Below are 25,507 nucleotides of genomic sequence, written 5' to 3'. Positions count from 1 at the left end.
GTCCCTATTTTCCCGGCTCATTTCAAGGCTGGCGCCAGCGTCAGTTCGCCGTCCGACGACAACGGCTGCAAGCCGATCAAGCTCATCATGAGCGGATAGACGTCGACATTGTCGAATGGCGCCAGGACCACGCCGGTTTTGAATGCCGGCCCTGCTGCGATGAAAATTGCCTGCATCTCGGCGGTCATATTGTCATATCCATGGCCTCCCGCCGGAGTCCGTTCGGCAGAACGCGCATCGGCTGCAATCTGCCAACCGGTTTCAGCCAGGCAGATGAAGCTAGGCACGCGCGCATTCCGGCCATAGTGGAAGCGAGGCGGTATTGCCTCCTTGCGCCAGCACTGCATATGCTCTTGCGGCTTCAGCAGTGCATCGGCTAACGCGCTGTCCTTCCCCGGTTTTGCTTCAAGTCCGGCGTAAGTGCCGCCTGTCACTATCCGATAGCTGCCGGCCGGAGCTATCTGGTCCAACCGGATAACCCGTTGTTTGCTCGTGGCGGCCATGCCGTGGTCGGATACGATCACGATATTGGCTTTGATGCTGCGCGCCTGGAGGCCGGCTATCAACCTGCCTATCGCTTCATCGACGTGCGCCGCAGCCTGCGTGGTTTGCGCTGCATCCGGGCCGTATTCGTGTCCGGCGTGATCGACATCCTCAAAATACAGCGTCAGGAAACCCGGGCGCGATGCAAGCGGCTTGTCCAGCCAGCCCAGCAAGGTGTCGACGCGCTGGCTCGCAGGCAATTTGCTGTCGTAGCTGCGCCATTCGCTCGGACGAACGCCGTGGATGGCGGCCTCGGAACCCGGCCAGAACATGGTCGCGGTGCGTATGCCGCGTTGCTCCGCGGTGGTCCATATCGGTTCTGCTTCGTCCCACCAGCGACGGTCATTGGTCGCCTCCCGGTTGCCCAGACTGAAACGGACTCCCGGAATCCTGCTGTCTTCCATGGTGTTGCCGACAATGCCATGGCGATCCGGCCTTAGTCCGGTCACCAGCGTGTAGTGGTTGGGGAAGGTTATCGATGGAAACGATGGCCGCATGGCCTCGGCTCTGGCTCCTTGCGCCGCAAGCGCGTTGAGGTTCGGCGTGACCCCGCGGCTCAGGTAATCCGGCTTGAAACCGTCAATCGATACCAGGATGAGCGGCGGTTTTCCGGTTTGTACCGGTAGTTGCGGTCTGGCTGGCGCGCATCCGGCGATTGCTGCTGCCAGGAATAAGCAAAACAGGCTGCGTAGAGCCGAATAGGGAGGCAGGTTTTTCACAATATTTTTCTGAGGACAGGGATGGCGGCGTGGCCAGGACGAGAGCTTGCCGATGCTGCGGAAACGGGGACCCATGTTTTGCTCTGGTCGCTTCGTCAAGCGGATGGCTTGCATGCTGAAGATACATGCAATTTATTACGACCTAATGAATTGTTGCGCGAGCGAGAGTGGGCGGGTATGGAAAATCCGGCCAGCCCGGGATCGGCAAGTGAATTGAAATGTTCTCTCCGGAAATACTGGAGGATGGATCGGCATGCATTCGATACGTCAATTTAGTGGCATTGGGGAGACAAATAATTGGAATAAGGAAATTAATGTGTGAACAAATGTTACATGTAGTCAAAGATTGTTAAGTTGAGAAAAATAGAACATTAGATGGTGATAAATTTCGCTCGTCCTGCATTCCTGTTTTAAGCACCAGCCGCAGTCTTGCCATTGCCCGGCCCAGTTTTCCTGTGTGACTGATCTGAGCGAAATCCCCGAACCGCATCCATCTTTGTATAGAGCCAACCATGAATAAAGTTTATCGCACCGTCTACAACGAAGCGTTAGGTATCTGGGTAGCCGTATCGGAGAATACCAAGGCTCGCGGCAAGCGCAGCAGCAAAAAAATGGTTGCCGTGGTTGCCGCCCTTGCCATGGGGGAACTGCTGTTGCCGGGTGCGGCTTTCGCGGGCGGAGGCATTTATGTTAATGATAATAACGACACCGCCTGCAGCCAGGTTGCGGATGGCGGGACCACCCAGATAGTCAATGCGAACTGCGGCACCAGCAATGTGACGACCCAGACCAACCGCGTTATCTTCTACCAGACGAGCACGGGCGCTACGGCTTCCGACCCGGTAAACATTTCCGTTGGCGGGAAAATCAACGTCAATAGCACAGGATCTGTCATTAACGGACTGGACCTGAATGGCCAGAAAATTACCGGGGTAGCGGCCGGCGTCGCCAATACGGACGCCACCAATGTCAGCCAGCTGAATTCCTTGTCGACTTCGACTTCGACTGGCCTGAGCACTACCAATAGCAATGTGTCGTCTCTGTCGACTTCAACCTCAACGGGGCTGAGCACCACGAACAGCAATGTGACTTCGCTGTCGACCTCGACGTCGACCGGTATTGCATCGCTATCCACGTCGACTTCGACCGGCTTGAGCACAACCAACAGCAATGTCTCGTCGCTGTCGACATCCACTTCGACCGGCCTCAGCACGTCACGGGCAGCGGAAGCCTCTTTGTCTACGGGATTGAGCACGACCAATAGCAATGTGTCGTCGCTGTCGACTTCAACCTCGACCGGTCTGAGCACCACCAATAGCAACGTGACTTCGTTGTCGACCTCGACGTCGACTGGCATTGCATCGCTGTCGACATCGACATCGACTGGTTTGAGTACAACGAACAGCAATGTGTCGTCGCTGTCAACCTCAACCTCGACCGGTCTGAGTACCACGAACAGCAACGTCTCGTCGCTGTCGACTTCCACTTCTACCGGTATTGCATCGCTGTCCACGTCGACATCGACTGGTTTGAGCACAACCAACAGCAATGTTTCATCGCTGTCGACTTCAACTTCGACGGGCTTGAGCACTACCAACAGCAACGTGACTTCGTTGTCGACCTCGACTTCGACCGGCATTGCATCGCTGTCCACGTCAACATCGACTGGCTTGAGTACAGCTAACAGCAACGTGTCGTCATTGTCGACTTCAACATCGACCGGTCTGAGCACCACCAACAGCAACGTGACTTCGCTGTCGACCTCGACCTCGACCGGCTTGAGCACGACCAACAGCAATGTTTCTTCATTGTCGACTTCAACCTCGACAGGCCTGAGCACCACTAACAGCAACGTGACTTCGTTGTCGACATCGACGTCGACCGGCATTGCATCTCTGTCCACATCGGCATCGACCGGCTTGAGCACGACCAACAGCAACGTGACTTCGCTATCGACCTCGACGTCGACTGGCATCGCATCGCTGTCCACGTCAACATCGACTGGTTTGAGTACAACGAACAGCAATGTCTCGTCGCTGTCGACCTCAACGTCAACAGGCCTGAGCACCACAAATAGCAACGTGACTTCGTTATCGACCTCGACTTCGACTGGCATTGCATCGCTGTCCACGTCGACTTCGACCGGTTTGAGCACAATCAATAGTAATGTATCGTCGCTGTCGACTTCAACCTCGACGGGGCTGAGCACCACTAACAGCAATGTGACTTCGTTATCGATCTCGACGTCGACCGGTATTGCATCGCTGTCTACGTCGACATCGACTGGCCTAAGTACAACCAACAGCAATGTCTCGTCGCTGTCGACTTCAACTTCGACAGGCCTGAGCAGCACTAACAGCAACGTAACTTCGCTATCGACCTCGACGTCGACTGGCATCGCATCGCTGTCCACGTCAACATCGACTGGTTTGAGTACAACGAACAGCAATGTTTCATCGCTGTCGACTTCAACCTCGACCGGTCTGAGTACCACTAACAGCAATGTGACTTCGTTGTCGACCTCGACCTCGACTGGCATTGCATCGCTGTCCACGTCGACTTCGACTGGTTTGAGCACAACGAACAGCAATGTTTCTTCACTGTCGACCTCAGCCTCAACAGGTCTGAGCACTACAAATAGCAACGTGACTTCGTTGTCGACCTCGACTTCGACCGACATTGCATCGCTGTCCACGTCGACATCGACTGGTTTGAGTACAGCTAACAGCAACGTGTCGTCATTGTCGACTTCAACATCGACCGGTCTGAGCACCACTAACAGCAATGTAACTTCATTGTCGACCTCGACGTCTACCGGCATTGCATCGCTGTCCACATCGGCATCGACTGGTTTGAGTACAACGAACAGCAATGTTTCATCGCTGTCGACTTCAACCTCAACAGGTCTGAGCACCACTAACAGTAACGTGACTTCGTTATCGACCTCGACGTCGACTGGCTTGAGCACAACGAACAGCAATGTTTCATCGCTGTCCACGTCGACATCGACCGGCTTGAGCACCACCAACAGCAACGTGACTTCGTTGTCGACCTCGACCTCGACCGGCATTGCATCTCTGTCCACATCGACATCGACTGGCTTGAGTACAACGAACAGCAATGTCTCGTCGCTGTCGACCTCAACGTCAACAGGCCTGAGCACCACAAATAGCAACGTGACTTCGTTATCGACCTCGACTTCGACTGGCATCGCATCGCTGTCCACGTCGACTTCGACTGGTTTGAGTACAACGAACAGCAATGTTTCTTCACTGTCGACCTCAGCCTCAACAGGTCTGAGCACTACAAATAGCAACGTGACTTCGTTGTCGACCTCGACTTCGACCGGCATTGCATCGCTGTCCACGTCAACATCGACTGGCTTGAGTACAGCTAACAGCAACGTGTCGTCATTGTCGACTTCAACATCGACCGGTCTGAGCACCACTAACAGCAATGTAACTTCATTGTCGACCTCGACGTCTACCGGCATTGCATCTCTGTCCACATCGGCATCGACTGGTTTGAGTACAACGAACAGCAATGTTTCATCGCTGTCGACTTCAACCTCAACAGGTCTGAGCACCACTAACAGTAACGTGACTTCGTTATCGACCTCGACGTCGACTGGCTTGAGCACAACGAACAGCAATGTTTCATCGCTGTCCACGTCGACATCGACCGGCTTGAGCACCACCAACAGCAACGTGACTTCGTTATCGACCTCGACTTCGACTGGCATTGCATCGCTGTCCACGTCGACTTCGACCGGTTTGAGCACAATCAATAGTAATGTATCGTCGCTGTCGACTTCAACCTCGACGGGGCTGAGCACCACTAACAGCAATGTGACTTCGTTATCGACCTCAACGTCGACCGGCATTGCATCGCTGTCGACTTCAACCTCGACCGGTCTGAGTACCACTAACAGCAATGTGACTTCGTTATCGACCTCAACGTCGACCGGCATTGCATCGCTGTCCACGTCAACATCGACTGGCTTGAGCACAACGAACAGCAATGTCTCGTCGCTGTCGACCTCCACGTCAACAGGTCTGAGCACCACGAACAGCAACGTGACTTCGTTGTCGACCTCTACGTCGACTGGTATCGCATCGCTGTCCACGTCGACATCAACAGGCTTGAGCACAACCAACAGTAACGTCTCATCGCTGTCGACATCGACTTCGACTGGCTTAAGCACCACAAATAGCAACGTGGCTTCGTTGTCGACTTCGAGTTCTACCGGTCTGAGCACCACAAACAGCAATGTCAGCTCATTGTCGACTTCAACCTCCAGCGGCTTAAGCACGACCAACAGCACGGTCTCGTCGCTGTCGACATCGACATCGACCGGCCTGAGCACGGTCAGCAGCAACGTCGATTCCCTGTCGACATCGACCTCCACAGGACTGAGCACGACCAACAGCAATGTCTCGTCATTGTCGACTTCGGCGTCAACCGGTATTGCTTCGCTATCCACGTCAACGTCCACTGGCCTGAGCACCACCAACAGCAACGTGAACTCCTTGTCGACTTCAAGCTCGACCGGTTTGAGCACCGCCAACAGCAATGTTTCATCGCTGTCGACATCGGCTTCAACCGGCATTGCGTCATTGTCGACTTCAGCCTCAACCGGCTTGAGTGCAGCCGTCAGCAACGTCACGTCGCTGTCGACCTCGGCGTCGACCGGCATCAGCACGGCGCAAAGCGGGGTGTCGTCGCTGTCCACTGGCCTGAGCACGACGATCACTTCGCTGTCGACCGGCATCACCACCGCCGGATTGACGGTAACGGGACAGACCACCACCAACGGCATCAACAACAGCGGCCAGAAAATCACCAACCTGGCGGCCGGTACGGCAAATACCGACGCTGTCAATGTCAGCCAGCTGACGTCGCTGTCGACCACGACTTCATCCGGAATTGCATCGTTGTCGACGTCGACTTCGACCGGTCTGAGCACCACCAACAGCAATGTGAGTTCGCTGTCGACCTCGATCTCGAGCGGCTTGTCGACCAACACCAGCAGCATCAATTCGCTGTCGACCGGGCTCTCCACCAATACCTCGAACGTCAGCTCACTGTCGACCGGACTGTCGACAACCAACAGCAATGCGGCATCGCTGTCGACCTCGGCTTCGACCGGAATCGCGTCCTTGTCGACTGGCATTTCCTCGCTGTCGACCGGCTTGAGCCAGGTGTTCTCGCTCTCGACCGGGATAAACAATATTACTAATGGCGCAGCTTCGCTGTCGACTTCGCTCAAGCCATTGGTGGACAGCGCCAATGCCGCCAACGCCAACGGTGCGACCATCGGCGCCACCACCATAGGCGGCGCCAACAGCGACGGCACGGTGCGTACCCGCGGCACCAGCGGCACGGCGGTCAACAATGTGAACGCCGCTACCTGCGGCAGCGTCAACGGCGTCGACGCCACCGGCACCGGCCTGTGCGCACAGGCGACCAAGGACGGTGCAACGGCGATCGGCTCGAACGCCCAGGCGACCGACACCAACACCACGGCAGTCGGCTTCCGTGCCCTGGCTTCGCAAGCCGGCTCGGTGGCGATCGGTTACAACGCACGAGCGACCGGCGATCCGACGGTAGCGATCGGCAACAATGCGCTGGCTTCCGGCAACGATTCGGTAGCGATGGGCGCCGGCGCACAGGCAACCGCCAACAATTCGGTGGCGCTGGGCGCCAATTCGGTGGCGGACCAGGCCAGTACGGTATCGGTCGGCGCTGCCGGCAGCGAACGCCGTATCACCAATGTGGCCGCCGGCGTCAATCCGACCGACGCGGTCAATGTTTCGCAGCTGAACCAGGTCGCTTCGCAAGTCGGTGATGTCCAACGCCTGGCTTACAGCGGGGTGGCGATGGCCGGCGCACTGGCGGGCTTGCCGCAGGTCGAAACAGGCAAGACCTTCGCCCTGGGCGCTGGCATCGGCAGCTACGCCGGCTATACCGCGCTGGCGATTGGCGCAAGCGCCCACGTGAATCGCGACACCGTCGTCAAGTTCGGCATCAGCACCACTTCCGGCACCCGTACCTTGATCAATGCCGGGATTGGCTACTCCTGGTAATCGGGTATGCCGTTCTCTGCTCGCTGCCGACGGCGCGGGCAGGGAACGGCGATATGGACCAAGGGCCTGCTGCTTGAAACATTTTCTGGAAAAGCCTAAAAATGTCTGAATCACGCATGTATCTGCAAGAGGACCAATGGCGCAGGCTGGAACCACTGTTGCTGGGAAAGAAGGGCGATCCAGGACTGCACGGCCACAACAACCGCCTGTTTGTCGAGGCGGTGCTGTGGCAAGCCCGCCACCAGCGCAGGTGGAGCGACCTGCCGTCTTATCTGGGCAACTGGAGTGCTGCATACAAGCGTTTCGGGCGCTGGCATGAATGCGGTTTCTGGCATCAGCTGCTTGAGAAGCTGCGCGGCGATCCCGAGTTGCGGGCCGTCATCGAGAAGATCGCCAGTTACGGCGATCAGCGCATCAAACGGACCTTGTTAAGGGCGGCGCAGAAAAACGGGCGGGAAAATTTTAACCAGCGCGCATGGCAGGTCGGAAATGTGGGGAGTTCGCTTTCAAGCGCGGACGACGCCAATTTGCATTGGTTAAGCCTGGTAAGCGATGGCGGAAAATTGTAAGGCCGGATAATCGAAAAAGCCTGTTTTCATGCGAAAACAGGCTTTTTTCACAATCAGTCGCGGATTTCCAGGGCGCGGTTAAGGCTTAGCGCGGCCAGCGAGCAGGCCGCACCCGACAGCAGGTAGAAACTGACGTACGCCAGACCGAAATGCGCCGACAGGCCAAGCGCCACCAGCGGCGCGAAGCCGGCCCCGACCAGCCACGACAGGTCGGAGGTGAGGGCAGCGCCGGTATAGCGGTATTTCGCCGGGAAATTGGCGGTGACGGCGCCGGCGGCCTGGCCGTAGGACAAGCCGAGCAGGATGAAACCGAGCAGGATGAAGGTGTTCTGGCCAAATTCACCGCCGTTCATCAGGGCCGGCACGAACGCGCTCAACACCGCGATCAGCACCGCGCAGGCGCCCAGGGTGGTGCGGCGGCCGAGACGGTCGGCGATCAGGCCGGAAGCGACCACGCCCAGCGCCATGAGCCCGGCGCCGATGACCTGGATGATCAGGAAGTCGCTCACCGAGCGCATCGAATACAGAGTGATCCAGGACAGCGGGAACACGGTCACCAGGTGGAACAGGGCGTAGCTGGCCAGGGCCGCAAGGGCGCCGATGATGACGTTGCGTCCTTGCGAACGGGTCATTTCCAGGGCGTTGGTCGGTTCCAGCTCGCGCTCGTCAAGCAAACGGGCATATTCCGGAGTCGATACCAGGCGCAGGCGGGCGAACAGGGCGACGACATTGATGGCGAACGCCACATAGAACGGATAGCGCCAGCCCCAGTCGAGGAAATCTTCGGTGGTCAGGTTCGACAGCATGTAGGCAAACAGGCCGCCGGCGATCATGAAGCCGACCGGCGCGCCCAGCTGGCCCAGCATGGCGTACCAGCCGCGCCGGTTCTGCGGCGCATTCAGCGCCAGCAGCGACGGCAGGCCGTCCCAGGAGCCGCCCAGCGCAATGCCTTGGCCGATGCGCAGCAGCGCCAGCAAGACAATGGCGTAAAATCCCAGGTGCTGGTATGTTGGCAGGAACGCAATCCCGGCGGTAGAGATGCCTAATATGAAGAGCGCCGCCGTCAGTTTGACTTCGCGCCCGAGGCGGCGCTGGATCGCCATGAACAGCACGGTGCCGAAAGGCCTTGCCAAAAAGGCAAAGGAAAAAATCACGAAGGCGTAAAGCGTGCCTTCCAGCTGCTGCTCGAACGGGAAGAACACCGAGGGAAACACTAGCACCGACGCCATGGCGTACACGAAAAAGTCGAAATATTCAGACGCACGGCCTATTACTACGCCGATAGCGATCTCGCCGGGGGCGATGGAGTCTGGTTTGGCATTCTGCGCATCATTGATGGTTGAATGCGACGAGAAATCAGCGGAAACTTCGCCATTGCGGCTATGGGTGCTCGTCATCATGATATTTTGTCTCTAGTGGGTTTCTGTTAATACTGGCCATGCCAACCAGCCGTGTCGAACCCTTCCCGATGTTATGAGTGCAGGGTAGGACAAAACGTCCAATCGCCAACGCATACCAGTCAGTGTACATTATCACAATCTGATAGCTTCGACGGTACTTTTACTCTATGGTTTCCCTCTTATCTCGGCGTGGATTGCTCCTCCTTCCCCTCATTTTGTTGGCTGGTTGCAACACGGTGGTGATGAATCCGTCTGGCGATATCGCCTCCCAGCAGGGCCGCCTGATCGTGGTTTCCACGATCCTGATGCTGCTGATCATCGTTCCGGTGATTGCGCTGACCATCTGGTTTGCCTGGCGCTACCGTAAAAACAATACCGCCGCACGCTACGAACCCGACTGGGACCATTCGACCCAGCTGGAGCTGGTGATCTGGGGCGCGCCGCTGCTCATCATCATCGCCCTTGGCCTGCTGACCTGGATCAGCACCCATACCCTGGATCCATACCGGCCGCTGTCGCGCCTGGACGCGAACCGCCCGATCCCCGCCGACACCAAGACGCTGACGGTAGAAGTGGTGGCGCTGGACTGGAAATGGCTGTTCATCTATCCGGAGCAAGGCATCGCCACCGTCAATGAGCTGGCAGCGCCGGTCGACATGCCGATCCGCTTCAAGATCACCTCGTCTGCCATCATGAATTCCTTCTTCATTCCTGCACTGGCCGGCCAGATCTACGCCATGCCGGGCATGCAGACTTCCCTGAACGCGGTGATCAACCGGCCGGGCGAATACGACGGTTTCTCCGCCAACTACAGCGGCGCCGGCTTTTCCGACATGAAATTCAAGTTCCACGGCATGACCGCGGAGAATTTCGAGAACTGGGTAAAGACCACCAAGGCAGCCAGCGGCAAGCTGGACCGCGCCGACTACCTGCAGCTTGAAAAGCCGAGCGAGAAGGAGCCGGTGCGCCACTACGGCACTGTCGATCCAAGCCTGTACCACGCCATCCTTAACCGCTGCATCGAGCCGGGCCAGATGTGCATGGACCAGATGATGGCGGCCGACAGCGGCCACAGCATGGCTGGACACCAGGCGGAAGATCCGGCCAAGCACCATGAATAATCATTTGCAACAAGAGCCGGCAGTGCTCCGTTCTGCCAGCAGTGGCGCCGCTGCATGTATGGCAGGCGCCAGGTTTCCCTTTTTCACCGGAAAGTAACGATGCTAGACCATATTGATCTGACCAAGCTGATCTTCGGCCGTCTCACCTGGGAAGCGATTCCCTACCACGAACCGATTCTTATCGCGACCTTCCTCATGGTCGCCATCGGCGGCGCAGCAGTGCTTGGCGCGCTGACCTATTACAAGGTCTGGGGCACCTTGTGGCGCGACTGGTTCACCAGCATCGACCACAAGAAGATCGGCATCATGTACGTGGTGCTGGGCCTGGTGATGCTGCTGCGCGGTTTCGCCGACGCCTTGATGATGCGCGCCCAGCAGGCGTTTGCCTTCGGCGATTCGGCCGGCTTCCTGCCGCCGCACCACTACGACCAGATTTTCACGGCGCACGGCGTCATCATGATCTTCTTCGTCGCCATGCCGCTGGTGACCGGCCTGATGAACTACGTGGTGCCGCTGCAGATCGGCGCGCGCGACGTTGCTTTTCCTTTCCTGAACAATTTCAGTTTCTGGATGACCACCTTCGGCGGCATGCTGGTGATGGCTTCGCTGTTCGTCGGCGAATTCGCCCGCACCGGCTGGCTGGCTTATCCGCCGCTGTCAGGCATCCTCGCCAGTCCGGACGTCGGGGTCGACTACTATATATGGGCCTTGCAGATTGCCGGGGTCGGGACGCTGCTATCGGGGATCAACCTGATAGCGACCATCGTCAAGATGCGCGCACCAGGCATGAACATGATGAAGATGCCGGTGTTCACCTGGACCGCCTTGTGCACCAACGTCCTGATCGTCGCCGCCTTCCCGGTGCTGACCGCCGTGCTCGGCATGCTGTCGCTGGACCGTATCGTCGGCACCAACTTCTTCACCAACGACATGGGCGGCAACGCCATGATGTATGTCAACCTGATCTGGATCTGGGGCCACCCCGAGGTTTACATCCTGATCCTGCCGGCCTTCGGCATTTTCTCGGAAGTGGTCTCGACCTTCAGCAGCAAGCGCCTGTTCGGTTACACCTCGATGGTCTACGCCACCGTGGTGATCACCATCCTGTCCTACCTGGTGTGGCTGCATCACTTCTTCACCATGGGTTCCGGCGCCAGCGTCAACTCGTTCTTCGGCATCACCACGATGATCATCTCGATCCCGACCGGCGCCAAGATCTTCAACTGGCTGTTCACCATGTACCGCGGCCGCATCCGCTTCGAGCTGCCGATGCTGTGGACCATCGGCTTCATGATCACCTTCGTCATCGGCGGCATGACCGGTGTCCTGCTGGCGGTGCCGCCGGCCGACTTCGTGCTGCATAACAGCCTGTTCCTGATCGCCCACTTCCATAACGTGATCATCGGCGGCGTGCTGTTCGGCATGTTTGCCGGCATCAACTACTGGTTCCCGAAAGCCTTCGGCTACAAGCTGGACGACTTCTGGGGCAAGTGCTGCTTCTGGTTCTGGACTATCGGTTTCTACATCGCCTTCATGCCGCTGTACGTGCTGGGCCTGATGGGCGTGACGCGCCGCCTCGGCCACTTCGAAGATCCGTCGCTGCAGATCTGGTTCCAGATCGCCGCCTTCGGCGCTGTCCTGATCGCGCTCGGCATCGCTTCCTTCATCGTGCAGCTGGTGGTCAGCTTCCGCCGCCGCGAATCGCTGCGCGACACCACCGGCGATCCATGGGGCGCACGCACCTTGGAATGGTCGACTTCGTCGCCGCCGCCGGACTACAATTTCGCCTTCACGCCAGTGGTGCATGACAACGACGCCTGGACCGACATGAAGGCCAACGGCTATGCGCGTCCGCTGAAGGACTTCGTCGCTATCCACATGCCGAAGAACACCGCGGCCGGCTTCATTATCGCCGCGCTCAGCGCTGCCGTCGGTTTTGCCCTGATCTGGCACATGTGGCTGGTGGCCGGCCTCGGCTTTGCAGCGATGATGGCAGCCATCATCATCCACACCTTCAACTACAACCGCGATTACCACATCTCGGCGGACGAAGTCGTCCGCACCGAGGGTGAACGCACACGATTGCTGGCTAGCCATGTCTGATATCACTATGAATACCAACAGCGCGGCTGACCCGAGCGCGCGCTTCTACACCCGCGAACACCATCCGGAAAACGGCACTTTGCTCGGTTTCTGGCTGTACCTGATGAGCGATTGCCTGATCTTCGCCTGCCTGTTCGCGACTTACGCCGTATTGGGCCGCAACTATGCAGGCGGCCCGACCGGCGCCGAACTGTTCGACCTGCCACTGGTGGCGGTCAACACGTCGCTGCTGCTGCTGTCGTCGATCACCTACGGTTTCGCCATGCTGGAAATGCAGCGCAAGCGCCAGGGCGCAACGCTGGCCTGGCTGGCCGTCACCGGCATCCTCGGCGCCTGCTTCATCGGCTTCGAACTGTACGAATTCGTACACCTGATCCACGAAGGCGCCGGCCCGCAGCGCAGCGGCTTCCTGACCTCGTTCTTCGCACTGGTGGCGACCCACGGCCTGCACGTCAGCTTCGGCATCGTCTGGCTGGTCACGCTGATGTTCCAGGTCAAGCGCCACGGGCTTACCGCTGAAAACGGCCGGCGCCTGATGTGCCTGTCGATGTTCTGGCATTTTCTGGACGTGGTCTGGATCGGCGTCTTCACCTTTGTCTATCTGATGGGAGTTTTGCCATGAGCGGCGGACATCAACAACACCCGGCGCGCGCCGTCAGCCACGATCACGATGATCACCACGGCCATACCCATGCCGACCACGGCAGCTTGAAAAGCTACACCACCGGCTTCGTGCTGGCGGTGATCCTGACCGCGATCCCGTTCTGGCTGGTGATGGCCAAGGTATTCGACAAGTCCAGCACCACCGGACTGGTGCTGCTCGGTTTCGCCGCCGTGCAGATCGTGGTGCACATGGTGTATTTCCTGCACATGAACACCAAATCCGAAGGCGGCTGGTCGATGCTGGCGCTGATCTTCACGATCATGCTGGTGTTCATCATGCTGAGCGGTTCGCTGTGGGTGATGTACCACCTGAACCACAACATGATGCCGGGCATGATGCCTGACACCACGGAAGTGGTGCCGGAATCGATGCAGAAAATGCCTGACATGCCAAAGATGCACAATATGCAACATATGCAGCATATGCAAAACATGCAATGAAACAGGCGCCGCGCGGCATGGTGAAGGATGGTCAAGGCGCAGCGCCGGTTGCGCCAAGGACCCGCTCCCCAGCTGTGCTGCTGGCGCTGGCCATCTGCGCCGGACTGGTGTTCGCCACTTTCTTCGCACTAGGGACCTGGCAGCTCAAGCGCCTGCAATGGAAGCTCGACCTGATCGAGCGGGTTGAACAAAGAGTACACGCACCGGCCGTGGCCGCTCCCGGCCCTGAGCGCTGGCCGCAGATCAATGCCGATGCCGACGAATACCGGCGCGTGCGCCTCAGCGGCACCTTCCTCTATGCATTGACAGCCCGGGTCCAGGCTTCGACCGAACTCGGCGGCGGATTCTGGCTGCTGACGCCGTTGCGCACCGCCGACGGCAGCGTGGTGCTGGTCAACCGCGGTTTTGTGCCGGCCAAGGCTGACGTCCAATCCGGCACGCCCGAGGTCGGCCCCGCCGAGGTAAGCGGGCTGCTGCGCATGAGCGAGCCGGGCGGCGGTTTCCTGCGCCACAACGATCCCGCGGCCGACCGCTGGTATTCGCGCGACGTGCAAGCGATTGCCTCGGCGCGCGGCCTGTCACCGGCAGCGCCTTATTTCATCGATGCAGACGCGGCTACGGCCAGCCACGATACCGGCGGCAACCGCCCGGTCGGCGGCCTGACGGTGATCGCCTTTCACAATAACCATCTGGTTTATGCTCTCACTTGGTATGCTCTTGCCTTGATGGTGGCAGGCGCCTGTTTCTGGGTGGGACGGGAAGAGCGCAATCTGCGCCGGCGCTCTGCGCCAAGCGCCGCCGCCAATGCCGATGGGATCGACCGTGAAAGTGAAGATGGCAAGTAAAATCGATATTCTTGCAAATACAGACAATCTGAAACGGCGCTGGACGATAGCGGCCGGCGTTGAAAGCGCTGCCGGCCACAAGAACATGCTGCAGCTGATCCAGCTGCGCTGGATCGCCGTGATCGGGCAGATCACCACCATTGCCTTCGTGATCGCCGGTTTCGGCATCCACCTGCCGTTGCCGCACATGCTGAAGGTGCTGGCGTGCCTGGTAGCGTTCAACATCGCCAGCCACCTGCGCTGGCATGAACGGCGCGTGGCCAGCAACGGCGAGCTGTTCCTGGCGCTGCTGGTGGACGTCGGCATCCTCACCGCCCAGCTGTATTTCAGCGGCGGCATCACCAATCCGTTTGCCTTCCTTTTCCTGTTGCAGGTGATCCTCAGTGCGGTGCTGCTGGAAACCTGGTCGACCTGGACTATCGTCGCCGTCACCAGCGCCTGCCTGGCCGGCCTGTCGCTGTTTTCCGAACCGCTGGCGCTGCCGCCCGACCATGGCAATGGCTTGTCCAGCCTGTATGTCGAAGGTCTGCTGATCTGTTTTGTGCTGAACGCCGCCTTGCTGGTGTTTTTCATCACCCGCATCGGCCGCAACCTGCGCGCCGGCGCCGCCCAGCTGGCCGATTTGCGCCAGCGCGCGGCGGAGGAAGACCACATCGTGCGCATGGGCCTGCTGGCTTCCGGCGCTGCGCACGAGCTCGGCACGCCGCTGGCCACCTTGTCGGTAATCCTGGGCGACTGGCGGCGCATGCCGGAGTTCAGCAAGAACAGCGAACTGCTGGAAGAAATCAGCGAGATGCAGGCGCAGCTGCAGCGCTGCAAGAGCATCGTCAGCGGCATCCTGCTGTCGGCCGGCGAGGCGCGCGGCGAATCGTCGGTGAAGACCACCATCAGCACTTTTCTCAACGACCTGGCCAAGGAATGGTGCGCGACCCGTCCTATCGTTTCATTTGCCTATGAAAACCGGATAGAGCAGGATATGCCGGTCGCCTTCGATTCCGCCCTCAAGCAGATGATCTGCAACGTGCTCGACAATGCACTGGAAGCCTCGCCGCAGTGGGTCAGCCTGGAAGCAACGCGGGAAGCCGACGCGCTGACCCTGGTGGTGACCGATAGCGGTCCCGGTTTTGCGCCTGCCATGCTGGCGCACCTGGGCAAGCCTTACCAGTCGAGCAAGGGGCGGCCAGGCAGCGGCCTCGGGCTGTTTTTTGTGGTCAATGTCGCCCGCAAGCTGGGCGGCGCCGTGACGGCGCGCAACCGGGAGCAGGGCGGGGCGCTGGTCCAGCTGACTTTGCCGCTGGCCTCGATCAGCCTTGAACAGGATGCTGAACATGGCGACTGACCGTCTGCTGCTGATCATTGAGGACGACGCCACGTTCGCGCGCACCCTGGGCCGCTCGTTCGAGCGCCGCGACTACACCGTCTTGCTGGCCTCGAATCTGGGCGAGGCCGCTGCGCTGCTGCGCCAGCATTCGCCGGGATATGCGGTAGTCGACCTCAAGCTGAACGACAGCACCTCCGGGCTGGCCTGCGTACAGATGCTGCACAAGCACGACCCGGCCATGCTGATCGTGGTGCTGACCGGTTTCGCCAGCATCAACACGGCGGTGGAAGCGATCAAGCTCGGCGCTTGCCAGTATCTGGCCAAGCCATCCAATACCGACGATATCGAGGCGGCTTTCGGCCATGTCGCCGGCGCCGCCGAGATTGAACTGAGCAACCGCTCGACCTCGATCAAGACGCTGGAGTGGGAGCGCATCCACGAAGTGCTGGTGGAAACCGGCTTCAACATCTCCGAAACGGCGCGGCGCCTGGGAATGCACCGGCGCACACTGGCGCGCAAGCTGGAAAAACAGCGTATCAAATAACCATCGTAATAAGCCGCTGCGACTACCACATATCGCCGTTTGCCGCCGGGCGGCCGTTTGTCGCACCCTTACTTGTAAGTGGCGTCACATGATTAACACTATAAGCAGCTTCACCGCGCCTGGACCGGGCGGGGAGGCAATAGCGGCTGTTGAAACCAGCCATTTTCCATTTGCTTATGGGAGTTACCATCATGTCTGCAATCCTGACTCAGCGTCCTGTCGTCCAAGAAACCGTAATAGAAGCCATTGCTTTCCCGCTCAGCTATTTGCGGGCGCCCCAGCCTAAAACTTTCCACCACTCGATCGACGTTTACCTAAAGGATTCGAACGCCACCGGGAACATTTATTTTGCCCGGCATTTCGAGTGGCAAGGGATTTGCCGCGAACGCTGGTTCTTCGAATGCATTTCCGCCGACATGCTGCAGTCGCTCGGCGTCTTCATCACCAAGGAGGCGCAGCAACAGTATGTGTGCGAGACATTTGCATTCCAGAAGATTGCGTGCGAGGTCAATACGTTCGCCATCAAACAATGTTCGTTTTCGCTGGCGTTCCGGTTCCTGGTGGACGGCAAGCTTGTGGCGACCGGCCAGCAGCAGATAGTTTTCGCCAACAAGGAGAAAAAAATCTCGCGGCTGCCGGAACACATCCTTGAAAAGATCCGGCAATATGAAGTCGAGAAAGGGGAGTGACGGCGTAGCGGTTTGCTTTAGCCAGCTCTTGTTCTAAGGCCCGTGCGGAGGAGAGGCGGCAGCCTCTTGCTCCGTCTGGCGCGGCGTCAATGCCGCAAACAGGTCGCCCGATGTGTTCTCCACCATCGGAAATTCCAGGGTAAATGTCGTATATTGCCCAGCCACCGAATCGCACAGGATGCGGCCGCCGAAAGACGCCATCACCCGATGGCAAAAAGTCAGGCCGACGCCAGTGCCGCCGCTTTGTTTAGTGGTAAAAAAACCGTCGAAAATATTCGGCAGCGCTTCGCCTGTTATTCCGGTTCCGGTATCGCTGAAATACATGCGGTTGACGGTCGGGCCGCGCGCCGTCGATATGCGGATTTCGCCCTTGCCGGCGACCTTGATGGCGTACAGCGCATTTTTCAGCAGGTTGAACAGCACCAGTATCAGCAGCGTATCCGAACCGTAAAAACGAAACTCTTCGGCATTGGCGACCACGATGCGCTCGCGGTCCTGGCGGTCATAGGTGTAGCGCTCGACGGCCTCGGCCAGGCAATGCCCTATGCCGTGCTGGCTGAAGTTGGTCTTGTCGATCTGGTCCATCTTGATCGAGGCCAGCATCATGTCCAGCACCGCATTGGTGCGGTCCACCTCGTGCGTCAGCGTCTTGCCGATGGTGGCCAGGTAGTTCATTGCGAACGGCGGCAGCGAGGATTCGCACAGGTTGTTGGCAACCGCCAGCTCGTAGCTGTGCAGAAGCGTGGGAATGTATTTGTTGATGCCTTGCGCCTGGTTGCGGATCGACAGCAGCGGCGTGCGCATTTCATGGGCCACGCTGGCGGCGATCGCCATCGGATTGAATAATCCGTATTTCACGATCGCCACCGTGATGATGCCCAGGCTGACGGCGATGAACAGCACGCCGGGCGGATAGAACTCGAAGCCGTAGTTGCACAGGTAGTCGACCGCGGCGAAAAAATAAGTGAGGATGCCGGCGATGCACAGGCGCAGCCTGATGCGCTTGTTGGGCGGCGCGTTCTTCTGCTGAAGAAAGGTGATGTACAGGCCGCGGTTGACCACCACCACCGTTTGCAGCACGTGGATGGGATGGAGCAATCCTGCCTTGGGGTAGTAGCCCCAGAAATATTCGTAGAAGCCGGCAATGAACAGGTCGCTGCCGACCAGGAAAATCGCCAGGACCGAGGCTATCCCGTACGACAGGTAAACCAGGTGGCGCTCCCCGGGACGGTCCGAGACCTCGGTCAGGAAATGGTACAGGCTGGTCGGCAGGAACAGGATCAGCAGGTAGCCGAACTTGATCAGGAACATCGCCGGGCCAGGGCTATGGACCTGGAACAGCACAGCCCAGGTTCCCTGCCAGAACGCCGAGATGATGCACAGCACGGAAAAGCTGATGCCGATGCGGGTGAACCCCTGCGTGCAAAGTACATACAAGCCGTAGCCGAGGAAAACCGAGGCTACTAAGGCGGGCAATAATGAGTACATTGGCAATGTCTAAGGGTGGGTTCCGCGCAGTGGCCGTGGCGCAAGTTATCCATTATATAACTCACAACTCCGCACCGGGTATGGCCGGAATGGATAACTGCAAACTACGCGGCTCCTCACCCAAACAATAAGTTGCAATAGGGCAATATATCACTCAAATGCTGCGGGTGGCGCTTTTACTGAATGATTATAGCTACCGATGCCCGCATGCCTATCTTTACTGGCAGAAAGAAAGGTGTTAAAAACTACAACTTGATATATCTGCAGCGCCGGCTGGCTGCTGCGTCCGCTTGCAATTTCCTCATAGGGATAAAAATACATGATTGCTTTGTGCCTCAGGACTGTCTGCCCGATTGTGCTCGCTGCCGGCTTTCTGTTGCCAGCATATGCGGAGGAGGCGAACTATTCAATTCCCATCGGCGACGCCAGGACCGGATCGTCCCTCAGCAAAGACCGTGCGTCGCTTGGACTCAACATCGACGTCAATAAAAGCTGGGATGAGCTTTCTACCGACGAAAAATCCCTGTGGCGCAAATTTGTCGCCATGACGGATGAAAAAATCACGCCGCCGTTCCCGACGCCAAACATTCGTAGCCTGTTGCGGAAACTGGTTTCGCCGCAAGAATACCGCTCGCTGAATATTACTTCGCACCGGGAAGACGTGAAGCTGGTTGTGCATGTCGGCGACGATGGAGTCGTTAACGCCGTCGACATCATGGGCGCGGAAAAAAACGGCGAAATGACGCTCACCGACAATGAAAAAGTTCTGGCTTATACCGCAATAAAGGCACTGCAGTCGACCCGCTTTTCTCCTGCAAAAATGGACGGTGCGCCGGTGGCTTCCGCTTTCCTTTACCAAGCAGTGCAGGTAGTCAGCCACTAGGTCCGGCGCTCTTTGCCAGCATCGCTACATAGTTGGAAAGGTCGAGATATATGCAGTCTCGACCTTTCCATTCCTCGTCCTGATTCGCATGTTTTCAGGTCACGGGCGGAGCCGCTACATCCAAGGGCAGCCCTTTGAATTGCTTGCGTAGCGCAGCATCCGGCACGCCTCCCACCGCAATCCGCGAAAAAACGTCCAGCGGACTGAAAAACGCCGGCCGCACACGGCCCAGCTTGCTCTCGTCCACCACCAGGAAACTCTGCCCGGCGCTGCGTATCGCCGCCTGCTTGACCGCCACTTCGTGGAAATTCGAACAGCTGGCGCCGCGCTGCAGGTCTGCGCCGCCGGCCGACAGGAAAGCCTTGTTCACGCCCAGGCTGCCCAGGTAGTGCACCGCCTCGTCCGAGTAGAAAGTGGCGGAGGAGGGGTGGTACAAACCTCCCAGCAGGATCAGCTGCGTGTTCGGTCGCCGGCTGACAATGGCGGCGATATTCATCGAATAGCACACCACGCTGAGTGTCATGGCGGGCGGCAGCGCCTCGGCGAAATGGATCATGGTAGTGCCGCAATCGATGAACAGGCTGTCGCCGTCTTCCACCCACTGCGCCGCGCGCTGGCAGGCCAGGCGCTTGCGTACCGTGTGGTGGTCGATTTCTTCGTCCAGGGAATATTTTTCGTCAGCGCTCGGCAAGGTGGCCTCCAGCACAAAACCGCCCAGGCAGGCCAGCGGCGAATCGGCCGAAGCCAGGTCGCGGCGGATCGTCATCTCCGTCACGCCCAGCTGTTCCGCCACCTTGCCGAGTTGCGTCGGGCCCTTGCTGTTGATCAGTTCCTGCATCCGAACCAGCCGGAGAGTTCGGGCTTTGGCGCCAGCGGTTTGCAGCATCTTGGAATTTCCGTTGTGAGTGTTGATCGATTTTGATGTCATTTGATGCAATGTTAGCCGATATGTTATTACAAAAAATATGTTGCAGGAATAAATGTTATTGGCGTAACATAAAACCCATTGTGAACTTGCGTGCTTCAGTCCCGCCAAAACCAGCCGGCGGCGACCAGTCCGCATGATCGCCAAAAAAGGAAACGCATTCAATGCGTTCACGGAGATAACCGACATGCCTGTTGCCAGCATCCTCTCGACCCGGTTTGCGCACGCCTTCGCGGCGTCGCCACAATTATGACATCCGCCTCCAAAACACCAAGCGCCGTGCCGCGTCCGCGCGCCGTTGCGCTCAATCCCGCTAGTGAGATTGTTAGCGCTCCCATCGTCGGCAATCCTGGCGGATTGCACGAAGACTCCCGCAATGCCGGCCACAGCTTCGACAGCAGCTGGATCGACGACATCCGCGTCAACCTGTCCGCGGCGGAGCGCCGCATAGCAACGTTGCCCGGGCGCCGCTCGGTGAAGAAAGATGCGCAGGCGGGCTGGTTGCTGAAGGCCGTCACCTGCATCGACCTGACCACCCTCAACGGCGACGACACTACCGAACGCGTCAAACGCCTGTGCGCCAAGGCCATCATGCCGGTGCGTCCGGACCTGTTGAACGCGCTCGGCTTCGGCGAACGCACATTGCATACCGGCGCGGTGTGCGTCTACCACCGTTTTGTAAGCACGGCGGTGCAGGCGCTGGGCGATTCCGGGATTCCGGTGGCAGCCGTGTCTACCGGTTTTCCGGCGGGACTGATTCCGCACGAGCTGAAGCTGAAGGAAATCGAAGCTTCGGTGCGCGACGGCGCCGCGGAAATCGACATCGTCATTACCCGGGAGCATGTGCTGACCGGGAACTGGCGCGCTTTGTATGCCGAAATGCAGGATTTTCGCCAGGCTGCCGGCAGCGCCCATGTCAAGGCGATCCTCGCGACTGGCGAGCTGAAGACCATGCGCAACGTCGCCAAGGCTTCCATGATATGCATGATGGGCGGCGCCGACTTCATCAAGACTTCCACCGGCAAGGAAGCCGTCAACGCCACGCCGCTGGTGACGCTGGTCATGCTGCGCATGATCCGCCTGTATGAAGCGCGCACCGGCTTTCGCGTCGGCTACAAGCCGGCCGGCGGCGTATCCAGCGCCAAGGGCATGCTGGATTACCAGGTCCTGATGAAAGAAGAGCTGGGCAGGGCCTGGCTGGAACCGGAACTGTTCCGCGTCGGCGCTTCTTCCCTGCTGGCCGACATAGAGCGTCAGCTGGAGCACCACGTCACCGGCCGCTATTCGGCTTTCCACCATCACCCGATCGGATAAACGATGAGTGTTTCACATTATTTCGACACCATGGACTACGGCCCTGCACCTGAAAGCGATTCCGAAGCCCGCCTGTGGCTGGCGCGTCATGCCGACGGCTTCGGCCATCATATCGGCGGCCGCTTTACCACGGCTGCCGCCCATTTCGATACGGCCGAACCGGCCACCGGTAAGCTGCTGGCCCGCATCGCGCAAGGCAGCGCAGCGGACGTTGACGCTGCGGTTGCGGCTGCGCGCAATGCCCAGCTAGACTGGCAAGCCTTGGGCGGCCACGGCCGGGCACGCCACCTGTATGCGCTGGCGCGCATGGTGCAGCGGCACGCTCGCCTGTTTGCAGTAATAGAAGCGCTCGACAACGGCAAGCCGATCCGCGAAACGCGCGATATCGACGTGCCGCTGGTCGCGCGGCATTTTTACCATCACGCCGGCTGGGCGCAGCTGCAGGAACGCGAATTTGCCGACCAGGCGCCGCTGGGAGTGATCGGCCAGATCGTTCCCTGGAATTTTCCCTTGCTGATGCTGGCCTGGAAGATCGCGCCCGCGCTGGCGCTGGGCAATACGGTAGTGCTCAAGCCGGCGGAATTCACGTCGCTGAGCGCATTGCTGTTTGCCGAGCTGGCGGTGCAAGCCGGGCTGCCGGCCGGCGTGCTTAACGTGGTTACCGGCGACGGCGCCACCGGTGCGGCGCTGGTCGCGCACCAGGATGTGAACAAGATTGCGTTTACCGGCTCGACCGAGGTCGGGCGCCTGATCCGCGAACAAACCGCGGGATCGGGAAAATCGCTGACATTGGAGCTGGGCGGCAAATCGCCGTTCATCGTATTTGAGGACGCCGACATCGACGCCGCCATCGAGGGCGTGGTCGATGCGATCTGGTTCAACCAGGGCCAGGTCTGCTGCGCCGGCGCGCGCCTGCTGGTGCAGGAAGGCATCGCCGAGGATTTCATAACGCGCCTCAAGCGCCGCATGCAAAGCTTGCGCGCCGGCCAGCCGCTGGACAAGACCATCGATATCGGTTCGCTGATAGCGCCGTCGCAGCTTGAACGGGTGCGCACACTGGTGGAGCTGGGCGTCAAGGAAGGCGCCAGCTGCTACCAGCCGGCTATCGACTTGCCGGCGGGCGGCTGTTTTTATCCGCCGACGCTGCTCACCAACGTGCATCCGAGCTCCACGGTGGCCACCGAAGAAATTTTCGGGCCGGTGCTTGCCGCGATGACTTTTCGCACGCCCGACGAAGCCGTGGCGCTGGCCAACAACACACGCTACGGCCTGGCAGCCAGCGTCTGGAGCGAAACCATCGGCCTGGCGCTGGGCATTGCGCCGCAGCTGAAGGCGGGCGTGGTCTGGGTGAATTCGACCAACCTGTTCGATGCCGGCGTCGGATTCGGCGGTTATCGCGAATCGGGATTCGGACGCGAGGGCGGCCGCGAAGGCTGCTACGAATATCTTAAACCGCGGGCCTGGGCTGAACGTCGCCAGCGTGTTGCCGCGAACGCCGCGAACATAGAACCGGCGGCACATGAGCCGCGCAGCGCTACGGGCTTGCCCGCGCTCGACCGCACCGCCAAGCTGTACATCGGCGGCAAGCAGGTCAGGCCGGACGGCGAGCATGCGCAAGCCGTGTTCGGCGCCGCGGGACAGCTGTTCGGCGAGGTCGGCGCCGGCAACCGCAAGGATATCCGCAATGCGGTCGCTGCCGCGCATGCCGCTGCCGCATGGTCGAACGCCACGCCGCACCGCCGCGCCCAGGGGCTGTATTACCTTGCCGAAAACCTGTCGGCCCGCTCGGCCGAATTCGCCGCACGCATCGCTGCCTCCACCGGCGTCAGCGCCGGCGCGGCGCAGGCCGAGGTAGAGGCATCCATCCAGCGCCTGTTCAGCTACGGCGCATGGGCCGACAAATACGAGGGCACGGTGCACGTGCCGCCGTTGCGCGGCGTGGCCCTGGCCATGGTGGAGGCAATCGGCGTGGTCGGCGTAGTGTGCCCGGATGAAGCGCCGCTGCTGGCTTTCATCAGCCTGCTGGCGCCTCTGCTTGCGATGGGCAACCGGGTGGTGATCGTGCCCAGCGAGCGCCATCCACTGATAGCCACCGATTTTTACCAGGTACTGGAAACCTCCGACTTGCCGGCAGGCGTGGTCAATATCGTCACCGGCGCCAGCGACAGCCTGCTGCAAACGCTGGCTGCACATGACGATGTCGACGCCGTATGGACATTCGGCGCCAAGGCCAGGTCGCAGGCCGCCGAACGGCTGTCCGCGGGCAACCTGAAACGGACGCTGGTGGACTACGGACTGGCTACCGACTGGCACGATGCGATGGTGGCCGAAGGGCCTGCCTTTTTGCGCCATGCGGTGCAAGTCAAGAACATCTGGATTCCGTACGGAGAGTAAACAGTAGGCCGCGCAGCAACCTTGATCCAACCCAAGTCCGTTTTCCAGGAGAACACATGCTGAAACTGATTGATCCCTTGCTCAACGCCGATGTGCTGTATGCCCTGCGGGCCATGGGACACGGCGATGAACTGGTGCTGTGCGACGCCAACTTCCCGGCCGATTCGGTGGCGCGCCAGACCACGCTCGGGCGGCTGTTGCGGATTGACGGCGTCGGCACCGCGCAAGCGGCGCGCGCCATCTTGTCAGTGCTGCCGCTGGATAACGCAGTCGACGCTCCGGCCAGGCGCATGGAAGTCGCCGGCGAACCCGGCAATGTGCCGCCGGTGCAGCAGGAAGTCCAGCTGGAAATCGACCAGGCTGAAGGCCGGGTGCGCGTCATGGGTTCGGTCGAGCGCTTCGCTTTCTATGAGACGGCGCGCAAGGCTTACTGCGTCATCGCCACCGGCGAGCGCCGTTTCTACGGCTGTTTCCTGTTCAAAAAGGGCGTCATCGCCCCTGAGGCCTGAATCCATGACTGCGTTCGTCAAGCGCTCCGGTGTCGCCATCCTGGGCATTTATGTCGCCGACCTGGCTTTCCGCGCCAGCCACATGCCGGGCGTGGGCCAGACCATCGCCGGCTCCGGTTTTGCGATGGGGCCGGGCGGCAAGGGTTCCAACCAGGCCGTGGCCGCCGCCCGCGCCGGCGCCCGGGTGAGTTTCATCTCCACCATCGGACGCGATCCGTTTGCCGATAACGCACTGGCCCTGTGGGCCGGCGAAGGCATCGTGCCGCGCGTGCAGCAGGTAGCCGACCAGCCTACCGGCGCCGCCTTCATCTATATCAATCACAGCAACGGCGAGAACGCCATTATCGTGGTGCCCGGCGCCGCCAGCCTGATCTGCGCCGCTGACGTCGAGGCCGCCGCCGACGCCATCGCCGGCGCCTGCGTTTTTGTGACGCAGCTGGAACAGCCGGCTGCCGCCGCCCGGCGCGGACTGGAAATCGCCCGCGCCGCAGGCACCATCACTGTCTTCAACCCGGCGCCGGCAGTAGAGTTCGACAGCGCTTTTTATCCGCTGTGCGATTACATCACGCCGAACGAACACGAAGCCGCGCTGCTGACCGGCTTGCCGGTGACTACGCTTGAACAGGCGCGCCGCGCCGGCGATGTATTCCTTGCCAGGGGCGTGGGCTGCGCCTTGATCACACTCGGCGCGCAGGGCGCTTTATTGCATAGCGCCAGCGAGTCGGTGCTGATCGCGCCATTCAGCGTCGGCCCGGTGGTCGAGACGGCCGGCGCCGGCGATGCCTTCACCGGCGGCTTCGCCACCGCGCTGGCAGAGGGCGCCAGTCCAAGGGACGCCGCCCGCTTTGCCTCTGCAGTCGCAGCCATTTCCGTCACCCGCGCCGGCACCGCGCCTTCCATGCCGGCCCGCGCCGAAATCGATGCGCTGCTGCGCTCGGCGGCATAACCCT

Annotated in this window: 20 protein-coding genes; 15 read left to right on the top strand and 5 right to left on the bottom strand. The window is 59.8% G+C overall.

The window, feature by feature from the left end; all coding sequences use genetic code 11:
• Positions 1 to 17: 17 nt before the first annotated feature.
• A complete protein-coding gene (locus tag CFU_RS11410) occupies positions 18 to 1,262 on the bottom strand; it encodes an ectonucleotide pyrophosphatase/phosphodiesterase (protein WP_041743361.1) in 1,245 nt (414 codons plus the stop codon).
• Positions 1,263 to 1,774: 512 nt separating this feature from the next.
• Between CFU_RS11410 and CFU_RS24485 the strand changes: the two genes are divergently transcribed.
• On the top strand, positions 1,775 to 7,348 hold the full coding sequence (locus CFU_RS24485) for an ESPR-type extended signal peptide-containing protein (RefSeq protein WP_014006191.1): 5,574 nt from the start codon (positions 1,775 to 1,777) through the stop codon (positions 7,346 to 7,348).
• 101 nt (positions 7,349 to 7,449) lie between these two features.
• Positions 7,450 to 7,917, top strand: coding sequence for a transposase (locus CFU_RS23300; RefSeq protein ID WP_014006190.1), 468 nt, complete (start codon positions 7,450 to 7,452; stop codon positions 7,915 to 7,917).
• Positions 7,918 to 7,970: 53 nt separating this feature from the next.
• Here CFU_RS23300 and CFU_RS11390 read toward each other — a convergent pair whose 3' ends face one another.
• Complete coding sequence (locus CFU_RS11390; protein ID WP_041743354.1) at positions 7,971 to 9,314, bottom strand: MFS transporter; 1,344 nt, start codon at positions 9,312 to 9,314, stop codon at positions 7,971 to 7,973.
• A gap of 170 nt (positions 9,315 to 9,484) precedes the next feature.
• Here CFU_RS11390 and cyoA point away from each other — a divergent pair, with 170 nt between their 5' ends.
• The 8 genes from cyoA (at position 9,485) to CFU_RS11350 (ending at position 17,044) form a co-directional block, all read left to right on the top strand.
• On the top strand, positions 9,485 to 10,438 hold the full coding sequence (cyoA, locus tag CFU_RS11385; protein ID WP_014006188.1) for a ubiquinol oxidase subunit II: 954 nt from the start codon (positions 9,485 to 9,487) through the stop codon (positions 10,436 to 10,438).
• Positions 10,439 to 10,537: 99 nt separating this feature from the next.
• The gene (gene cyoB / locus CFU_RS11380) at positions 10,538 to 12,541 is read left to right on the top strand and encodes a cytochrome o ubiquinol oxidase subunit I (protein WP_041741795.1); all 2,004 of its coding nucleotides are present in this window, start codon (positions 10,538 to 10,540) and stop codon (positions 12,539 to 12,541) included.
• On the top strand, positions 12,534 to 13,163 hold the full coding sequence (gene cyoC / locus CFU_RS11375) for a cytochrome o ubiquinol oxidase subunit III (protein ID WP_041741793.1): 630 nt from the start codon (positions 12,534 to 12,536) through the stop codon (positions 13,161 to 13,163). The genes cyoB and cyoC overlap by 8 nt, the downstream gene beginning before the upstream one ends.
• Entirely contained in the window at positions 13,160 to 13,645 is a 486-nt protein-coding gene (cyoD, locus tag CFU_RS11370; RefSeq protein ID WP_014006185.1) for a cytochrome o ubiquinol oxidase subunit IV, read from the top strand. The genes cyoC and cyoD overlap by 4 nt, the downstream gene beginning before the upstream one ends.
• On the top strand, positions 13,642 to 14,490 hold the full coding sequence (locus CFU_RS11365; RefSeq protein ID WP_014006184.1) for an SURF1 family protein: 849 nt from the start codon (positions 13,642 to 13,644) through the stop codon (positions 14,488 to 14,490). Before cyoD ends, CFU_RS11365 begins: the two co-directional genes overlap by 4 nt.
• On the top strand, positions 14,480 to 15,829 hold the full coding sequence (locus CFU_RS11360; protein ID WP_050808562.1) for an ATP-binding protein: 1,350 nt from the start codon (positions 14,480 to 14,482) through the stop codon (positions 15,827 to 15,829). Before CFU_RS11365 ends, CFU_RS11360 begins: the two co-directional genes overlap by 11 nt.
• Positions 15,819 to 16,355, top strand: coding sequence for a response regulator transcription factor (locus tag CFU_RS11355; protein ID WP_041743349.1), 537 nt, complete (start codon positions 15,819 to 15,821; stop codon positions 16,353 to 16,355). The genes CFU_RS11360 and CFU_RS11355 overlap by 11 nt, the downstream gene beginning before the upstream one ends.
• Positions 16,356 to 16,504: 149 nt before the next feature.
• A complete protein-coding gene (locus tag CFU_RS11350) occupies positions 16,505 to 17,044 on the top strand; it encodes an acyl-CoA thioesterase (RefSeq protein WP_014006181.1) in 540 nt (179 codons plus the stop codon).
• 33 nt (positions 17,045 to 17,077) lie between these two features.
• On the opposite strand, the gene CFU_RS11345 is transcribed toward CFU_RS11350, so the two are convergent.
• Positions 17,078 to 18,532 carry a sensor histidine kinase gene (locus tag CFU_RS11345; RefSeq protein ID WP_041741792.1) on the bottom strand — a complete coding sequence of 485 codons (1,455 nt, stop codon included), beginning with the start codon at positions 18,530 to 18,532 and terminating at the stop codon, positions 17,078 to 17,080.
• A gap of 150 nt (positions 18,533 to 18,682) precedes the next feature.
• On the bottom strand, positions 18,683 to 18,853 hold the full coding sequence (locus CFU_RS24880) for a hypothetical protein (protein WP_190275144.1): 171 nt from the start codon (positions 18,851 to 18,853) through the stop codon (positions 18,683 to 18,685).
• Here CFU_RS24880 and CFU_RS11340 point away from each other — a divergent pair.
• Entirely contained in the window at positions 18,852 to 19,415 is a 564-nt protein-coding gene (locus tag CFU_RS11340) for a hypothetical protein (RefSeq protein WP_014006179.1), read from the top strand. The two genes, CFU_RS24880 and CFU_RS11340, sit on opposite strands and share 2 nt — an antisense overlap.
• A 94-nt stretch (positions 19,416 to 19,509) precedes the next feature.
• On the opposite strand, the gene CFU_RS11335 is transcribed toward CFU_RS11340, so the two are convergent.
• Positions 19,510 to 20,301 (bottom strand): DeoR/GlpR family DNA-binding transcription regulator, encoded by a 792-nt coding sequence (locus tag CFU_RS11335; protein ID WP_041743347.1) that lies wholly within the window; start codon positions 20,299 to 20,301, stop codon positions 19,510 to 19,512.
• A 288-nt stretch (positions 20,302 to 20,589) separates the two neighbouring features.
• On the opposite strand from CFU_RS11335, the gene deoC reads away from it, so the two are divergent.
• Genes deoC through CFU_RS11315 form a run of 4 tightly spaced genes read left to right on the top strand, consistent with a single transcriptional unit; the run spans position 20,590 to position 25,503 of the window.
• Positions 20,590 to 21,654, top strand: coding sequence for a deoxyribose-phosphate aldolase (deoC, locus tag CFU_RS11330; protein WP_014006177.1), 1,065 nt, complete (start codon positions 20,590 to 20,592; stop codon positions 21,652 to 21,654).
• A gap of 3 nt (positions 21,655 to 21,657) precedes the next feature.
• The gene (locus tag CFU_RS11325; RefSeq protein WP_014006176.1) at positions 21,658 to 24,048 is read left to right on the top strand and encodes an aldehyde dehydrogenase family protein; all 2,391 of its coding nucleotides are present in this window, start codon (positions 21,658 to 21,660) and stop codon (positions 24,046 to 24,048) included.
• A gap of 56 nt (positions 24,049 to 24,104) precedes the next feature.
• Positions 24,105 to 24,557, top strand: coding sequence for an RbsD/FucU family protein (locus CFU_RS11320; RefSeq protein ID WP_014006174.1), 453 nt, complete (start codon positions 24,105 to 24,107; stop codon positions 24,555 to 24,557).
• Positions 24,558 to 24,561: 4 nt separating this feature from the next.
• Positions 24,562 to 25,503 (top strand): ribokinase, encoded by a 942-nt coding sequence (locus CFU_RS11315; RefSeq protein ID WP_014006173.1) that lies wholly within the window; start codon positions 24,562 to 24,564, stop codon positions 25,501 to 25,503.
• The last annotated feature ends 4 nt before the right edge of the window (positions 25,504 to 25,507 follow it).

Origin of the sequence: Collimonas fungivorans Ter331 (assembly GCF_000221045.1) — a bacterium.
GTDB lineage: Bacteria > Pseudomonadota > Gammaproteobacteria > Burkholderiales > Burkholderiaceae_D > Collimonas > Collimonas fungivorans_A.
The sequence above is the reverse complement of the archived record's forward strand: the minus strand, read 5'-3'. Positions and strand labels throughout refer to the sequence as shown.

Excerpts from the sequence above, each read along its gene's own strand:
- CFU_RS11320 (WP_014006174.1), top strand. The coding sequence starts at position 24,105 with ATGCTGAAACTGATTGATCCCTTGCTCAACGCCGATGTGCTGTATGCC.
- CFU_RS11340 (WP_014006179.1), top strand. The coding sequence starts at position 18,852 with ATGATTGCTTTGTGCCTCAGGACTGTCTGCCCGATTGTGCTCGCTGCC.
- CFU_RS11390 (WP_041743354.1), bottom strand. The coding sequence starts at position 9,314 with ATGACGAGCACCCATAGCCGCAATGGCGAAGTTTCCGCTGATTTCTCG.
- CFU_RS11345 (WP_041741792.1), bottom strand. The coding sequence starts at position 18,532 with ATGTACTCATTATTGCCCGCCTTAGTAGCCTCGGTTTTCCTCGGCTAC.
- cyoC (WP_041741793.1), top strand. The coding sequence starts at position 12,534 with ATGTCTGATATCACTATGAATACCAACAGCGCGGCTGACCCGAGCGCG.
- cyoA (WP_014006188.1), top strand. The coding sequence starts at position 9,485 with ATGGTTTCCCTCTTATCTCGGCGTGGATTGCTCCTCCTTCCCCTCATT.
- CFU_RS11315 (WP_014006173.1), top strand. The coding sequence starts at position 24,562 with ATGACTGCGTTCGTCAAGCGCTCCGGTGTCGCCATCCTGGGCATTTAT.
- CFU_RS23300 (WP_014006190.1), top strand. The coding sequence starts at position 7,450 with ATGTCTGAATCACGCATGTATCTGCAAGAGGACCAATGGCGCAGGCTG.
- CFU_RS24880 (WP_190275144.1), bottom strand. The coding sequence starts at position 18,853 with ATGTATTTTTATCCCTATGAGGAAATTGCAAGCGGACGCAGCAGCCAG.
- CFU_RS11325 (WP_014006176.1), top strand. The coding sequence starts at position 21,658 with ATGAGTGTTTCACATTATTTCGACACCATGGACTACGGCCCTGCACCT.
- CFU_RS24485 (WP_014006191.1), top strand. The coding sequence starts at position 1,775 with ATGAATAAAGTTTATCGCACCGTCTACAACGAAGCGTTAGGTATCTGG.
- CFU_RS11335 (WP_041743347.1), bottom strand. The coding sequence starts at position 20,301 with ATGCTGCAAACCGCTGGCGCCAAAGCCCGAACTCTCCGGCTGGTTCGG.
- CFU_RS11355 (WP_041743349.1), top strand. The coding sequence starts at position 15,819 with ATGGCGACTGACCGTCTGCTGCTGATCATTGAGGACGACGCCACGTTC.
- CFU_RS11360 (WP_050808562.1), top strand. The coding sequence starts at position 14,480 with ATGGCAAGTAAAATCGATATTCTTGCAAATACAGACAATCTGAAACGG.
- cyoD (WP_014006185.1), top strand. The coding sequence starts at position 13,160 with ATGAGCGGCGGACATCAACAACACCCGGCGCGCGCCGTCAGCCACGAT.
- cyoB (WP_041741795.1), top strand. The coding sequence starts at position 10,538 with ATGCTAGACCATATTGATCTGACCAAGCTGATCTTCGGCCGTCTCACC.
- deoC (WP_014006177.1), top strand. The coding sequence starts at position 20,590 with ATGACATCCGCCTCCAAAACACCAAGCGCCGTGCCGCGTCCGCGCGCC.
- CFU_RS11365 (WP_014006184.1), top strand. The coding sequence starts at position 13,642 with ATGAAACAGGCGCCGCGCGGCATGGTGAAGGATGGTCAAGGCGCAGCG.